The 14873-nt window shown below is 64.2% G+C and carries 14 protein-coding genes; 7 read left to right on the top strand and 7 right to left on the bottom strand.

Annotated elements, in window-relative coordinates:
- Positions 1-25 precede the first annotated feature (25 nt).
- A complete protein-coding gene (locus JQ604_RS23030; protein WP_212362218.1) occupies positions 26-1060 on the top strand; it encodes an aldo/keto reductase in 1035 nt (344 codons plus the stop codon).
- A gap of 114 nt (positions 1061-1174) precedes the next feature.
- Here JQ604_RS23030 and JQ604_RS23025 read toward each other — a convergent pair whose 3' ends face one another.
- Together JQ604_RS23025 and JQ604_RS23020 are read right to left on the bottom strand one after the other, a co-directional pair.
- Complete coding sequence (locus JQ604_RS23025) at positions 1175-2308, bottom strand: threonine synthase (protein ID WP_212362215.1); 1134 nt, start codon at positions 2306-2308, stop codon at positions 1175-1177.
- 37 nt (positions 2309-2345) lie between these two features.
- Positions 2346-4391, bottom strand: a complete 2046-nt coding sequence (locus JQ604_RS23020; protein WP_212362212.1) for an acetoacetate--CoA ligase — start codon at positions 4389-4391, stop codon at positions 2346-2348.
- Positions 4392-4547: 156 nt separating this feature from the next.
- Between JQ604_RS23020 and JQ604_RS23015 the strand changes: the two genes are divergently transcribed.
- Positions 4548-5549, top strand: a complete 1002-nt coding sequence (locus JQ604_RS23015; RefSeq protein ID WP_212362209.1) for a glycoside hydrolase family 3 protein — start codon at positions 4548-4550, stop codon at positions 5547-5549.
- 126 nt (positions 5550-5675) lie between these two features.
- Complete coding sequence (locus JQ604_RS23010) at positions 5676-5858, top strand: hypothetical protein (RefSeq protein WP_212362206.1); 183 nt, start codon at positions 5676-5678, stop codon at positions 5856-5858.
- A gap of 21 nt (positions 5859-5879) precedes the next feature.
- Here the strand turns inward: JQ604_RS23010 and JQ604_RS23005 are convergent, their stop codons facing one another.
- Positions 5880-6521, bottom strand: a complete 642-nt coding sequence (locus tag JQ604_RS23005) for a hypothetical protein (protein ID WP_212362203.1) — start codon at positions 6519-6521, stop codon at positions 5880-5882.
- Between the two features lie 92 nt (positions 6522-6613).
- A complete protein-coding gene (locus tag JQ604_RS23000) occupies positions 6614-7054 on the bottom strand; it encodes a hypothetical protein (protein ID WP_212362200.1) in 441 nt (146 codons plus the stop codon).
- Positions 7055-7642: 588 nt separating this feature from the next.
- Between JQ604_RS23000 and JQ604_RS22995 the strand changes: the two genes are divergently transcribed.
- Complete coding sequence (locus tag JQ604_RS22995) at positions 7643-8212, top strand: response regulator transcription factor (protein WP_249158582.1); 570 nt, start codon at positions 7643-7645, stop codon at positions 8210-8212.
- Positions 8213-8290: 78 nt separating this feature from the next.
- Here JQ604_RS22995 and JQ604_RS22990 read toward each other — a convergent pair whose 3' ends face one another.
- The 3 genes from JQ604_RS22990 to JQ604_RS22980 all read right to left on the bottom strand — a co-directional run bounded on the left by JQ604_RS22990 (position 8291) and on the right by JQ604_RS22980 (position 10285).
- On the bottom strand, positions 8291-8539 hold the full coding sequence (locus JQ604_RS22990; protein WP_212362192.1) for a hypothetical protein: 249 nt from the start codon (positions 8537-8539) through the stop codon (positions 8291-8293).
- 125 nt (positions 8540-8664) lie between these two features.
- Entirely contained in the window at positions 8665-9357 is a 693-nt protein-coding gene (locus tag JQ604_RS22985) for a Crp/Fnr family transcriptional regulator (protein WP_433996276.1), read from the bottom strand.
- Positions 9358-9574: 217 nt separating this feature from the next.
- Positions 9575-10285, bottom strand: a complete 711-nt coding sequence (locus JQ604_RS22980; RefSeq protein WP_212362185.1) for a Crp/Fnr family transcriptional regulator — start codon at positions 10283-10285, stop codon at positions 9575-9577.
- A gap of 607 nt (positions 10286-10892) precedes the next feature.
- Between JQ604_RS22980 and JQ604_RS22975 the strand changes: the two genes are divergently transcribed.
- The 3 genes from JQ604_RS22975 to JQ604_RS22965 form a co-directional block, all read left to right on the top strand.
- Positions 10893-11309, top strand: a complete 417-nt coding sequence (locus JQ604_RS22975; protein WP_212362183.1) for a response regulator — start codon at positions 10893-10895, stop codon at positions 11307-11309.
- Positions 11310-11721: 412 nt separating this feature from the next.
- Positions 11722-13788, top strand: coding sequence for a flagellin (locus tag JQ604_RS22970; protein ID WP_212362180.1), 2067 nt, complete (start codon positions 11722-11724; stop codon positions 13786-13788).
- 366 nt (positions 13789-14154) lie between these two features.
- Positions 14155-14873: Hpt domain-containing protein (locus tag JQ604_RS22965; protein ID WP_212362177.1), on the top strand; the 719-nt coding region annotated here is incomplete at its 3' end.

Below are 14873 nucleotides of genomic sequence, written 5' to 3'. Positions count from 1 at the left end.
CACGCGTCAAGCAAGGAGGTCTGTCATGGACTATCGTAATCTCGGGACATCCGGCCTGAAGGTGTCCGCGCTCAGCTACGGGACGGGCACGTTCGGCGGGCAGGGGCCGCTGTTCTCGGCTTGGGGCCGCAGCGGCGTCGACGACGCGCGCCGGCTGATCGACATCTGCCTCGAGGCCGGCGTCAATCTGTTCGACACCGCCGATGTCTATTCGAACGGCGCATCCGAGGAAATTCTCGGCGCTGCCATCAAGGGCCGCCGCGATCAGGTTCTGATCTCGACCAAGACCGGCCTGCCGATGGGCGACGGCCCGCTCGATGCGGGCTCATCGCGCCATCGCCTGGTGAACGCAGTCGAGGCGGCGCTGCGGCGGCTCGGCACCGACTATATCGACCTGCTGCAGCTCCATGCCTTCGACGCATTCACGCCGATCGAGGAGGTGCTGTCGACGCTCGACATGCTCGTGCGCGCCGGCAAGCTGCGCTATGTCGGCGTCTCGAACTTCTCCGGCTGGCATCTGATGAAATCGCTCGCGCTGGCGGATCGTCACGGCTGGCCGCGCTATGGCGCGCATCAGGTGTACTACTCGCTGATCGGCCGCGACTATGAATGGGAGCTCATGCCGCTCGGCCTGGACCAAGGCGTCGGCGCACTGGTCTGGAGTCCGCTGGGCTGGGGCCGGCTCACCGGCAGGATCCGTCGCGGGGAGAAGCTGCCGGACACCAGCCGTCTGCACGAGACGGCGCAGTTCGGGCCGCCGGTCGACGAGCAGCGGCTCTATGCGGTTGTCGATGCGCTCGATGCGGTGGCGGCGGAGACCGGCCGCACCGTGCCGCAGATCGCGATTGCCTGGCTGCTGACGCGTCCGACCGTATCGTCCGTGATCATCGGCGCGCGCAACGAGGCGCAGTTGCGCGACAATCTTGGCGCGGTTGGATGGTCGCTGACATCAGACCAGATCGCACGCCTCGACCAGGCCAGCGCTGCGATGCCGAGCTATCCCTATTACCCCTATCGCACCCAGGACGGATTCCGACGATTGAATCCGCCGGCGGTGTGAGGGCCGCGCGCACGACTAAAGCGCGATGAGATAAGTTGAATCGTCATCGCGCTTTAGCTCCTTGTTTGAGCATGCCTTTTCTGAAAACCGCTGCACACTTTTCCGGATCATGCTCTAGCTTGCGCCCAATAGCTCCGTGATCAGTGCCGACGCCTTGATGCCGGTGCCGCTGATGATCACCACCGTACGCTCGTTCGGCTTGATCGCGCCGCGACGGTGAAGCTCGTCGAGTGCCGCTGCCGCCGAGGCCGAGGTCGGCTCGACGAACAGGCCGGTGCGCGCCATCCGCTTCAATGCCGCGACGATGCCGTCCTCGGGAATGGCGACCGTTCCGCCGCCGCTCTCCCTGAGCGCGGCGACCATCTGCTTCAGCCGCAACGGCGACTTGATCGCGGTGCCCTCGGCGATGGTCTTGCGCACCTCGCGGGCAACAGGCGTGTCGACGCCGGCTGCAAAGCTCGCATCGAGCGGCGAGCAGTTCAGTGGCTGCGACGCGAACAGGCGCGGCAGCTTCTTGATCTGGCCGCTAGCGAGCAATTCCTTGAAGCCGATATAGCAGCCGAGCAGGCTGGAGCCGGCGCCCACGGGCATGATGACATTATCGGGAGCGGTGAAGCCGCAATCCTCCCAGATCTCGTAAGCAAAGGATTTGGTGCCCTGCAGGAAGAACGGCTGCCAGTTGTGGCTGGAATAGAAGATCTGCTTCGACTGCCGGATCGCCTCGTTTTCCGATTCCTCGCGCGGGCCTTCCACCAGTTGCACTTCGGCACCGAAGGCATGCATCTGCGCGACCTTCATCGGCGACGTCGTCGCGGGCGCGAGGATTTTCACCCGCATGCCGCCGGCCGCACCAAAGGCGGAGACCGACGCGCCGCCATTGCCGGAACTGTCCTCCAGCACGGCGCCGACGCCGAGCTGGCGCATGGCTGACAGCATCACCGTGGTGCCGCGATCCTTGAAGCTCGCGGTCGGATTGAACCATTCGAGCTTGAAATGGGGACGGAGATCGCCCCACTCCTTCTCGACCAGCGGCGTGCAGCCCTCGCCCATCGTGATCGGCGCCTTGATCTCGACCGGTAGCGCCGCGCGATAGCGCCACAGCGAACGCGTGCCGCGATCGATCTCGTCGCGCGAGATGCCCTTAAGCTCCGTCATCATCAACGGCTTGCCCTCGTCGGAGCACCAGCGCGGCACGTCGAGCGGGTAGAGCTTTCCGGTGAGGGGATCGATGTAGCTGGGAGAGGGCATTGGGAAAGTCCTGGGCGGTACGGTGCCGGAAGCTTCGTTACGCCGCGCCGGCGTTCTTGTTCAAGTGGCTTTTCGCAAAATCGAGATACCAGTCCAGGCAGCCTGGATTGGCCATCGCATCCCGGTTGATCACCTTCTCGACGGCGTGTCCGAGCAAGAGCTTCTTGATCGGCAGCTCCTGCTTCTTGCCGGAGAGCGTGCGCGGGATCTCGGCAACCGCAAAGATGTCGCTGGGCAGGAAGCGGCGCGACAGGCCGGCCTCGACGGCCTGGTTGATCTTCGTCTTCATCGCGGCATCGAGCGCGACGCCGTCGCGCAGCACCACGAACAGCGGCATGTAGCTGTCGCGGCCGAGATATTCGAGGTCGACGACGAGCGTATCGAGCACTTCCGGCAGCGCTTCGATCGCCGAATAGAGTTCGCTGGTGCCCATGCGCAGGCCGTGGCGGTTGATGGTGGCATCGCTCCGGCCATAGATCACGCAGGAGCCGTAGGGATCGACCTTGAGCCAGTCGCCGTGGCGCCAGACCGGACCGCGGCCGCTGCCGTCGAAATTGTCGGGATAGGTCTCGAAATAGCTGGCGCGGTATCTGACATCGCCGGGATCGTTCCAGAAGCGCAGCGGCATCGAGGGCAGCGGCTCGGTGCAGACGAGTTCGCCGACCTCGTCGATCACGGCCTGGCCCTGCTCGTTGAAGGCCTCGACCGCGCAGCCGAGCGAGCGGCACTGCATGGTGCCGGGAACTTGCGGCAGCTCGCGATTGCCGCCGATGAAAGCGCCGGCGAAATCGGTGCCGCCGGAGATGTTGGCCCACCACATGTCGGCCTGCGCCGCGCTGCCATTGGTCTTCGAGAGTGCCGCGAAACGCGTGTTGAACCAGTCCTGCGTGTCGGCGCTGAGCGGCGAGCCGGTCGAGCCGAGCGTGCGCAGCTTCGAGAGGTCGCCGGCAGCGGCAAGGTCGATCTCCGCCTTGGCACAGTTGGCGAAGAACGCCGCGCCCGCGCCGAAGAAGGTCGATTGGCTGTCGGCAACGAAGCGCCACAGCGTGGTCCAGTCGGGCTTGTCCTTTGAGCCGCCCGGGCTGCCGTCGAACACGCAGCAGGTGGTGCCGTTGAGCAGGCCGCCGACCTGGCAATTCCACATGATCCAGCCGGTCGAAGAGTACCAGTGGAAGCGCTCGCCGAAGGAATTCTCGTGATAGCTGCAGCCGATGTCGTTGTGCAGCACCGACAGCGGCAGCGCCACCACGATGATGCCGCCATGGCTGTGCACGATCGGCTTCGGCAATCCGGTGGTGCCGGACGAATAGACGATCCAGAGCGGATGGTCGAAGGGCAGCCAGTCCGGCTCGAAGGCGTCGATCGCGGCGCCACGGCCGGCGAAGATGGATGAGAGCGAGATCTCCGACATTGCCGCCTCGCCGTGCAGGATGACATGCTGCACCGTCGGCAGCGCGCGCCGCAGCTCCGCGATGACGTTACGGCGATCGTGCCGCTTGCCGGCATAGGTCACGGCGTCGGTTGCGATCAGCACCTTCGGCTCGATCTGCTTGAAGCGGTCGATCACGGCGGGCGCGGCCATGTCGGGCGCGCACAGGCTCCAGATCGCGCCGATGCTGGCGGTCGCCAGAAACGCGACGATCGTCTCCGGAATGTTCGGCAGATAAGCGGCGACGCGGTCGCCCGACGTCACGCCCTGCGCCCGCAGATGCAGCGCAAGTGCGGCGACCTTGCGCTTCAGCTCCGGCCAGCTCGTCTCCGTGAGCACGCCGTCCTCGCCGGCCGAGATCAGCGCCGGCAGGCCTGCGGCATCGGCGGCGTCGACATGGCGCAGCACCTGGCGGGCATAGTTGACGGAGGCGCCGGGGAACCAGACCGCACCCGGCATCTTGCGTTGCGCCAGCACCGCGCTGTGCGGCGTCGGCGAGCGCAGGTCAAAATAGTCCCAAATGCTCTGCCAGAAGCCGTCGATGTCGGTCACCGACCAGCGCCGCATCTCCTCATAAGTGCTGAACGCAAGGCCGCTGACGTCCTTCAGCCATTGGCGGTAGAGGGCCATCTGCGGAACGTAAGGTGCTGTCATGATCCGGTCCTGTCGTGCGCCTGGTGGCGCATCTCGTGGGGTCTGATTTAGCATCGCGATGGGACGCGGCAAACGCAGTCTTCGTCATCCGTCGGCTGCATCGTCATACCGCCGCATGCTAGCTTCCTCCTGCGCGCGTTGATTCTGCGAGGGCCCATGTCGGTCGGCGAACTCTTCATCCTCGGCTTCCACGGCAAGGCCATCCCGTCCTGGCTGAGAGAATTTGCCGCGCGGTTCTCGCTCGGCGGTGTGATCCTGTTCGATTATTCCTGCCAGACCCGGCAATACGACAACAACATCGAGAATCCCGACCAGGTCCGCGCGCTCTGCGCCGAGATCGCGGCGCTGCCGTCAAGCCCGATGGTGTTCATCGACCAGGAAGGCGGATTGGTCCGTCGCCTCAAGGAGGGGCGCGGTTTCCAGCCGCTGCCGAGCGCGAGGGATTTCAACCGGCTCGACGAGGCGGAGAAGCGGCGGCTGCTCGCCGCGAGCTACGGCGAGCTGCGGCAGCTCGGCGTCAGCTACAATTTCGCGCCGGTCGTCGACGTCGATTACAACCCTGATAATCCCAACATTGGCAAGATCAAGCGGGCCTATTCCGCTGAGATCGCTGAGGTCGAGGCCAATGCGCGGCTGGTGGACGCGGCGGCACGCGCGGCTCGGGTCGGGCTGTGCCTGAAGCATTATCCGGGCATCGGCGGCGCCAACGTCGATTCGCATCTGGAGTTCATGGACATTTCGGACGCGCTGCGCGAGGATCAGGAGGAGCTGTTTTACGAACTGGCGCCGGAGATGTTCGGCGATGCCGTGCTGGTCAGTCACGCCATCGTCGCGCCATGGGATCCCGACCTGCCGACAACGCTGTCATCCGCGGGGATCGGTCGGTTGCGCGCGCGCCTGCCGGAAACGCTGCTGATCACCGACGACATGCAGATGCAAGGGCTGCAGAAGGCGCTCGGCACCCACGCCGCCAGCCTTGCGGCGATCAGGGCCGGCATGGACATGGTCTGCATCGGCAACAATCTGCTCGACCAGGAGCAGGAGATGGCCGGCATCGCCGAGGCGGCCGAGCGGCAGATCGTGGATGGGACGCTCGGTCAGGCTGCGATCACGCAATCCATTTTGCGGGTGCGAAAGCGTAAAGCGCTGCTTGCGTGAAGAGCTTTATCGGCTCAGAATTGCCCGCAGTCGGAGGCCGCAGGCGGAACCAATCGGTGAGCCCGCGACTTATCCGCAAGCTGCTCCACGCAGGCTTCTCTGTGAGATTTCTCGGGGCTCACAACCATGAAGATGCTCAAGCGTCTCTTCCGCTGGACCTGGCTTCGTCGCTCGCGCAAGTCGGATGCCGCCTTCCCGCCCACCAATGTCGATTCCGACGAATTCACGCGGCTGCTGTGTAGCGGACGCCGCGAGGATTTGCAGATGCTGGCCCGCAAGCTCAGTCAGCGCGCGCGGGCGCACGCCTAGTCTCTTGACGGCTTCGCGCCGTCAGTTCTGCCCCCATGCCGTCAACGCCGTGGTCATGGCGCGCTGGCCAGAAAGTCCCTTGTCGATTGCGATGATCGAGCGGCGCTGGCGCGCGTCGACCATCGGGATATCGAACCACGTTTTCTCCCGGAGCATTTGCAGATTGCGTTGGCGGTCGACCTCGACATTGGAGAAGCCGATCAAGAAGACGTTGTTGGTGACCTTGACCGCAAGGCTCGCGAACGGCGTGCCGCGAGCCGCCTCGTTGGATTTCATCAGCATGCCCGGAACGTTGGCGATGTTGAGGCCCTGATAGCCTGGCGCGGGAACGAAAGTCAGATCGACCACATGGCTGGCCGGAAGCGTAGTATCGCGGTTCCGCTTGAAGACCAGCCTCATCTTGAACTGGCCGGGAATGTCGATATCGGCGCGCACGGCAATGTCATCGGGCTGGCCCGCGGAGGTGACTTTCTCGGTGCGCCAGGCCACCGAACCGGGAAAGCGGAGGCCGGCAGGATTTGCGGGGTCTTCTTCGTACAGCACGACATGCTCGACGTTGTCGGCTGCGCGTGCTGCGACAGGTACGAAGGCAAGCAGGGCGAGCAGGGCCAATACGAGGTATGGCTGCCGACGGGCGCCGGCGGCAAATGCGAGCAGACTCATGGCAAGAAAATCACTCGGTGGGTTTCTGCAATGCTACCGGAGCGGGAAAAGTCGAGCAAGATCGCGCCGGTGCAACTCTTTCGTCAGCGCGATCACTTTGCCTTGTCGTGATTGGCGATCCCGATCGCCTTGTAGTCGTAGGTCGGATAGAATTCGGTGCGGTAGGCGCCCCAGGCGCTGGTTTCGAAAATGCGGTTGACCTCGCGCAGCCGCGAGGCCGGCAGCCGCAATGTCACCACCTGGCCGACGCCCATCATCACATACCAGCTCACCACCTCGACGCCTTCAGGCGGAAACGCCTTGTAGAAGCCCTGACGTTCGAGCTGGGCGTTGAGCTCGCCGAGCGGACGCGACTGATCATGCTTGAGGAAGATGGTGAGCATCACGGCATTGTCCGCCGTCGGCGCCGCGGTGCTGGCGGGTGCCGGGGTCGCATTGCCGGCTGGCGAAGTCTGTGCGTTCGCGGCGGGCGCAAGACCGATTGCGCAAGCGAGCGCGGCCATTGCGATCCGTGATCCCTGTCCTCGTGCCATCGCGGTCTCCTTCTCGGATGTTGTTGGGATGATCGAGGGGGCGATCATCGCGAGGCGTGCGAGGCCTGTAAACCGTGTGAAGCGCTTCACAGCGCGGCAGCGCCCCACGCGCTAAGGGGGAGAGGCTGGGCCAATTCGGTGTCGAGGACATGACACATGAAGACGCGTCGCATGGCGTATTGGTGGTTCAGGTTCGTCGTTTCCGGACGCTTCCTGGAGAAGTTCTTGCGGCTGCGGCGGCCTCTGGAGGACGCCGATGAGCGTTCACCGGCCGTCCCCGCTGATTCGAATCACCCTGAGGTCAGGTAACCAATCCATGACTGGACGGCCCGGCACGGACCGCATGGTAAACGCATGGCCCGTGAAACTACGGGGATTAAGGCAATTTCCCCACCCGTAGAACTACCGGAATTTGAATTTCTTATACGAGTTTTGTTGCAAATCCTTGCCAATCCGCGTCTGTTTGGGCGTCAGAAGGTTTGAATCGCGAATTGCGTTCTCCGTATTTCTACGGATCCTGGAATTAACTCTGCCACAGTTCAGCTCCGGTAAACCATAACCATGACGCACCACGATCATCGAGCCGAAATGCCTCTGGCCAAGTGGCCGGAGGAGCGGAGTGCGCTCGAAATGCGCGCTGAGGCGATCGCGGTGTCGACACTGCGCGTGCAGGCCGCCGAGGAGGCGGGTGCTGCGATCGCGCGCCAGTTCAATGGGCCGATGACGGCGCTGCTGCTCTACATGAATGAGATCAAGCAGCACAGCCATCAGTTCTCGCAGAGCCCGGGCAACCGCATCTACCTGCAGCAGATCGTCGAGAACGCGCTGGAACAGACCGAGCGGGTCTGCGCGATGCTGAAGCAGATCTCCGATCTCCATCCGGCCGTGCCTGCCGCGATCGAGCTGAAGCCGGCGCGCGAGACCCAGCCGGCGCGGGCGCCCGACATGGTGCTGTCGCCGGAAGCCGGCCAGAAGCCGCTGACCAAGCGCGAGCGCGAAGTGCTCAACCTGATCAGCGAAGGCTATTCCAACAAGCAGGGCGCGCTGCGCATGAACATCAGCCCGCGCACCTTCGAGAGCCATCGCGCCGAAGCCATGCGCAAGCTTGGCGCGCGCAACACCGCGGATCTCGTCCGCAAGGCGCTGCTGCACCCCTGATTGTTGCTGATCTCAAGGAAGATGATCGCCGCGCCTGAGCGCGCGATGGGGCGTCGCTGTCACAGCGACGAGGTCGTCTCAGAGATAGTCTTCGGCGAAGGCGCGGACGCGTGGGGCCGGGCGCAGCACGGGCGCTGATGTCTTCGGCTCTTCCGGGATGATGGTGATGGTCCAGGCCGCAGGAATCGCGGATTTGTTTTCGACAATCGCACGGACGCGGCCGGTAACGGTCGTGCCGGCCGATCGGGCGGTGGCGTTCCGGCCGTTGAACTGAGCGATGCGGAAGCGGCGGGCTTCCTTCGGGTCGGTCGTTTCATACGTGAACATGCGATGCCTCGTGTCCACGTCACTATCGCCAGTCATCGTTAGTCGTCAGTGAAAATTCCGAGCCGTAGAAGTACGGCCGGAATGCTGCCGCCGGCACCAGACGCCTCGGCGGGGCGCCTTCCGGATCAGGCGGTGCAGGATTCCTGGGCGTGCAGCAGCCGGGAATATTGCGCCTTGACGGTGGCGTAGCACTCGCACGAGGTCTTGCGCAGTCCGTCAAGATTGGTGATCTCGATATGCCCGCGGCTGTAGTGGATGTAATTGGCCTGCTGCAGCGTATGCGCGACCAGCGACACGCTGTTGCGCCGCGCGCCGATCATCTGCGCCATCGCCTCCTGCGTCAGCACGATCTTGTCGCTGCCGGAGAGGTCGCGGGTTTGCAGCAGGCATCGCGCCAGGCGCGACTCGACGGTGTGCGCGGCGTTGCAGCCCGCAGTCTGCTGGGCCTGGGCATGGATGGCGAGGCCGTGCCGCACCAGCGCCGCGCGAAATGTCGCGCTTCGGTCGGCCGCGGCGCGCAACGGTTCGAGCTCGATGGTCGAGGCCACGCCGGGAACCAGCACCACGGCGCTGTTCAGCGCGGTCGCGTCGCCGAGCGCGGCGAAGGCGCCGAAGACGCTGTCGCGGCCGACCATCGCGACCTGCACATGCTCGCCGCGCGCCAGCTTGACGACCAGCGAGATCACGCCCTTGTGCGGGAAGTAGGCGCGCTTGAGCGTCTCGTCGACCTCGATCAGCACCATGTCCGAGGTCAGGTCGATGTTCCGTAGATGCGGACGGATCAGGTCAAAATCGTTCGCCGATAACGACGAGAGCAATCCATTTGGGGGGCGCGAACCCGAATCCAAAGCAGCCTCCAGCCTTAAACGAGCAAAGCTTGTCCCGTGCCCAGCCTGACGCGCGCAATTCGACTTCGACAGCAATACTGACAGGTCAATATTGCCACGTTCCGGCTGCCAGACATACTGGCCAATGGGGCTATGCAGTTTGTGCCACGGCCATGCAGGATCGCCCGCTCTTCTGTCCCGAAGCGCGCTATTCTGCCGGACCGAGCAGGCGTTCGGTATGCGTCTTGACGGCGCGGTAGCATTCACAGGCGGTCCGGCGCAGACCCTCGATGTCGACGATCTCGATGTACCCGCGGCTGTAGCGGAGAATGCCGGCCTGCTGAAACGCATGGGCGACGATCGACACCGCGTTGCGCCGAACGCCGATCATCTGCGCCAGCATCTCCTGGGTGAGCGGCAATCCTTCACTCCCGCACAGGTCGCGCGCGCGCAGCAACCAGCGCGACAGTCGCGCTTCGACCGAATGCGAGACGTTGCACGCCACGGATTGCTGGGTCTGCGCCGTCAACGCCTGCTCGTGCAGGATGACAAGGGTGCGGAAGGTGTTGCTGCGGTTGGCAACGGCGCGGAAATCGTCGGCCTTCATCATCGCCGCGCTGCCCGGCACGATGACGATCGCATCCGTCAGCAGCGGACCGCCGAACAACGCCGCGGAAGCGCCGACCATGCTGTCGCGACCGATGGTCGCGGTCTCCACGGCCTGTCCATCGGCGAGGTTGACCACCATCGAGACGATGCCGCTGTGAGGAAGATAGACCCGCTGCACCGGTGCCCCAGCCTCGGCCAGCACGGTGTCCTTGGTCAGCTCCACCGTTTCGAGGAGAGGTCGGATTTGCTCGAGCTCCGCCGCGGGCAGAGCGTGCAGCAAACTATTGAGCGGATGCGGAACCGCAGACATGAATTCTCCTGCCGTCAGGCGGGAGCACGTGGGTCTCGCATCACCTACTCTTGGCGTGTGGGATGGAACGCACCATAGCTTCTCCATCCAATAGCACAAGGGTCGCGATATCCATGGGTTGCGATATCGATCCTATACACTCTAGAGGGCAGACAGCCAGAGTCGTTTGCGACGCAAATAATGAATTGCGCGCTGATTCGCTCGCGAAAATTGCAAGGTGATCGACGATGCTGAGAAAGCGCGAGGCGCGGCGAGGAGACCGGCATGCGTCGCATTCTGGTCGTGGACGATGACACGCATACCCGTCGCGCGATTGGCGCTTGGCTGAGCCGATACGGCCTTGGGGTCGCGATGTGCTCGCGACCGTCACTGCATCGGCGCGCCCGGATTGGGGCGGCGCGTCACGAAAGGATTTGAACGAACGGGCTGGGACGGGCTGACTCTTCATGAGACGCCGGATCTGTGGTCTTCGCCGCCGGCGAAGCCGGGGAGGCTTGTCCCGCAAAACATGAAACGAGGAGAACCGGACGACGTAGCGTGTGTTCCGACGTGAGTTTTGCATCACTTGAATGATCGGATACCAATCATTTCACCTCAGGGGGCACATATGACGAAAATTTTGGTCGTGGATGATGACCCCATGGTCTGCATGGCCATCGAGACCTATCTCGGGCGCCAGGGTTTTGACGTCACGATCGCCGACGGCGGCGAGAGCGGGCTGCGCGCGCTTGGGCAGGGCGGCTTCGATCTGATGCTGGTCGATATCTTCATGCCGCATATGCGCGGCTTCGAGTCGATCCGGGTCTTTCACGAGCGCGCGCCGACCCTGCCGCTGATCGCGATGTCCGGTTACGCCTTCGCCAATCATGACAGTCCGGCGCCCGATTTCCTGCGCATGGCGCTCGAGCTCGGTGCCACGCGCTGCCTGCGCAAGCCGTTCACGCCGGCGGCGCTGCTCGCGCTGATCAACGAGTGTCTGATTGAAGCCAGGCGGGATTGTGCGGGCGCCGCCAAGACGGGTTAGCGTTGCCCAAGAGACTTGTTGCCGCGTGCCGGCGCCGGGGCGCAGACGTTGCGTTTTTTGACGGCATTTATTGATTTCCATTAACCATTGCCACCTCGAAGGCGCGGCGAAGAATCCGTCTTCCAGGTCTCCTCGCAGCCATGTCGGGAACGCGTGCGGCAACGTCGATATCGCTCAAGGCCAGCAAAACCAGCACGAAGTCAGTCGTCGTCAAATTCGATCCTTCGCCAAGGCGCGTGCCTTGGCGGGAGCGAACGGACGTCCCGTATGATTACCGCCGGAGGGCCGTCTGGGTATTTGTACGGAGGAGCACTTTAACGAACGAGTAGCGCGGACGGCTCAGGGTGGCACCGATCGCCGCGCGAAATCTGCGGCGTCGCGTCAATCGTGTTCATCCAGAAGGGTACCTCGTATGTCCGGCATCGTTCTTTCGTCATCGGTTCGCCAGAACCTGCTCTCGCTGCAGTCGACCGCTGACCTGCTCGCCACCACGCAGAACCGCCTTGCCACCGGCAAGAAGGTCAACACTGCGCTCGACAACCCGACCAACTTCTTCACCGCCGCCTCGCTGGACAACCGCGCGAGCGACATCAACAACCTGCTGGATGGCATCGGCAACGGCGTGCAGGTGCTGCAGGCTGCCAACACCGGCATCACCTCGCTGCAGAAGCTGGTCGACAGCGCCAAGTCGGTCGCCAACCAGGCGCTCCAGGCTGCCGTCGGCTACTCCCAGAAGTCGTCCGTGACCACCGGCGCGATCGCCGGCGCGACCACCGACAACCTGCTCGGCTCGGGCGCCGGCTACACAGACGCGACCTTCGTCGGCAGCGCGGCCACCGGTGCCACCCGCTCGGCCTACACCTCCACCAGCACCACCGGCTCCGTCGCCCTGCAGGACAACGCCGGCACCCCGGCTGCCGTGACCGCGAGCACCTCGCTCGACGCGGCCGCTGCCAACCACCTCGATACGGCCGTGCTGACGGCGCTGTCGGGCAAGACGCTGACGTTGGCCAACGGCAACACGATCGTCTTCAACGCGGCGGCGACCGCAACCACGACCGCCGGCACCGTCACGACCATCGGTCTTGGCGCGGGCACGACCTCGACGGTGGGTGACATCACCACCTCGATCGCGGCAGCCGCCGGCACCGGCGTCACCTCTGGTATCGATGGCACCGGCCACATCACGCTGTCGACCGGCACCACAAGCGACATCACCTTCGGCACCGACGCCAACAGCACCGCGATCCTGTCGGCCCTCGGCATTGCCTCGTCCAGCCGCGGCGGCAACACCGCGACGACCACGGCCCTCGTCGGCACCACCCTGCTGCAGGGCGTCGCCACGCAGAGCAACAGCGTGCTGTCGAGCCAGTTCGCCGCAGGCGACTCTATTGCGGTCGACGGCAAGTCGATCGTGTTCTACGACTCCGGCGTGGGCGGATCGGCGGGCTCTGCTGCCAACACCCAGTATCTCGACCTCGCCACGGCGAATGTCAGCAGCCTGCTGACGGCGATCGATACCGCGAGCGGCGCAACCGGCTCGGGCATCGCAGCTGGCGCGATCACGCTGCACACCGGCACCAACTATGGTTCGCTGAACATCACCAGCACCAACACGGCCGCGCTGGCCGCGCTGGGCTTGCCGGCCTCGGGCGTTTCGCAGCCGGCTGGTGGTACCCCCTCCGGCCTGACCGGCAAGACGCTAACCATCGCGGCAACCGGCAACGGCACTGCCACGAACATCACGTTCGGTAACGGTGTTGGCCAGGTCAAGTCGCTCAACGACCTCAACAACGCCCTCGCAGGTAACAACCTGCAGGCGACGCTGAGCTCGACCGGTGCGCTCACCATCACCACCACCAACGATGCGGCTTCGGCCACCATCGGCGCGATCGGTGGTACCGCGGCTGCCGTGGGTAACGTGTTCGCCGGCCTTGCCGGTGCCGCGCCGGTGCAGGATCCGACGGCCCTCTCCAACCGTGCCAACCTGGTTGACCAGTACAACAACATCCTGGATCAGATCACCACGACGGCCCAGGACGCCTCGTACAACGGCATCAACCTGCTCAATGGCGATCAGCTCAAGCTGACCTTCAACGAGACGGGTACCTCGACGCTGAAGATCCAGGGCGTGACCTTCAACGCTGCCGGCCTCCAACTCTCCAAGCTGACCGCCGGAACGGACTTCCTCGACAACACCTCGGCCAACACCGCGATCAAGGCACTCAATGCAGCCAGCGGCACGCTGCGCTCGCAGGCTTCGACCCTCGGTTCGAACCTGTCGATCGTGCAGATCCGTCAGGACTTCTCCAAGAACCTGATCAACGTGCTGCAGACCGGCTCGTCCAACCTGACGCTGGCCGACACCAACGAGGAAGCGGCGAACAGCCAGGCGCTGTCGACCCGCCAGTCGATCGCGGTGTCCGCGCTGGCTCTGGCCAACCAGTCGCAGCAGAGCGTGCTGCAGCTGCTCCGCTAAGCGTAGCCGCAGGCAACAACGAGATCGGAAGCGGCGGAGGAAACTCCGCCGCTTTTGCTTTGTGCGCCGTGTCGCGCGATGCGGCTTGACGAACGCATGTGACAGGCGCGGTGAGGCGCGTGCTTATCAACGTGCTCGGTTCAATTTGAATCAAACGCAAGCTTCCGGTTGAAGGAGCCTGTTACCGACGGCAGGCGAATATCTGTCCTGTCGACGCTCGTGGACACGTTGGAATGCAACATCCCAACTCCTTGAAGACCTTCATGGTCCGTATTTGCACGGACGGCGATATTAACGTCGCCGTGAAGCTGTGCGCGGTATCCCTTGGAGGCGGCCGTTACGTAGCACTTTGAGGGGCGGAATCCGATGGACGATCTGTTGCGGGAATTCCTGACGGAGAGCAGCGAGAGCCTCGACACTGTCGACAACCAGATGGTGCAGTTCGAGCAGGACCCCAACAACGCAAAGATCCTCGATAACATCTTCCGCCTGGTCCACACCATCAAGGGCACGTGCGGCTTCCTCGGTCTGCCCCGGCTCGAAGCGCTCGCCCATGCCGGCGAGACCTTGATGGGCAAATTCCGCGACGGCATGCCGGTCAAGGCCGAAGCCGTCACGCTGATCCTGTCGAGCATCGACCGCATCAAGGAGATTCTCGCCGGTCTCGAGGCGACCGAGGCTGAGCCCGAAGGCGATGACCGCGACCTGATCGATCAATTGGAAGAGATGGTCGAGCGCGGCATGGCCGCGATGTCAGCGTCGGCTTCGCCGATCGCGGCGGCTGCGCCCGTCGCCGAAGCGCCGCCGCTTGCGCCGGAAGCCCCGGCCGTTGAGGCCAAGGCGCCGGAGAAGGCGATGACCCACGGTTCGCTGGTGGATCAGACGCTGGAGCGTCCGCTGCGCCCCGGCGAGGTCTCGCTCGACGAGCTCGAACGTGCCTTCCGCGAGACCGAGATCGAAGCACCGGCGCCTGCACCGGCGAAAGTTGAGGCCGAAGCTCCCAAGGAAAAGAAGCCGGCCAAGAAGGCGGTGGCTGTCGAGAGCGAGGTCCAGGAAGGCGACAAGATCGCCAACCAGTCGATCCG

The organism is Bradyrhizobium jicamae (assembly GCF_018130695.1).
In the GTDB taxonomy this organism is placed as follows: Bacteria; Pseudomonadota; Alphaproteobacteria; order Rhizobiales; family Xanthobacteraceae; genus Bradyrhizobium; species Bradyrhizobium jicamae_B.
This window is presented reverse-complemented; position numbering and strand designations above follow the sequence as displayed.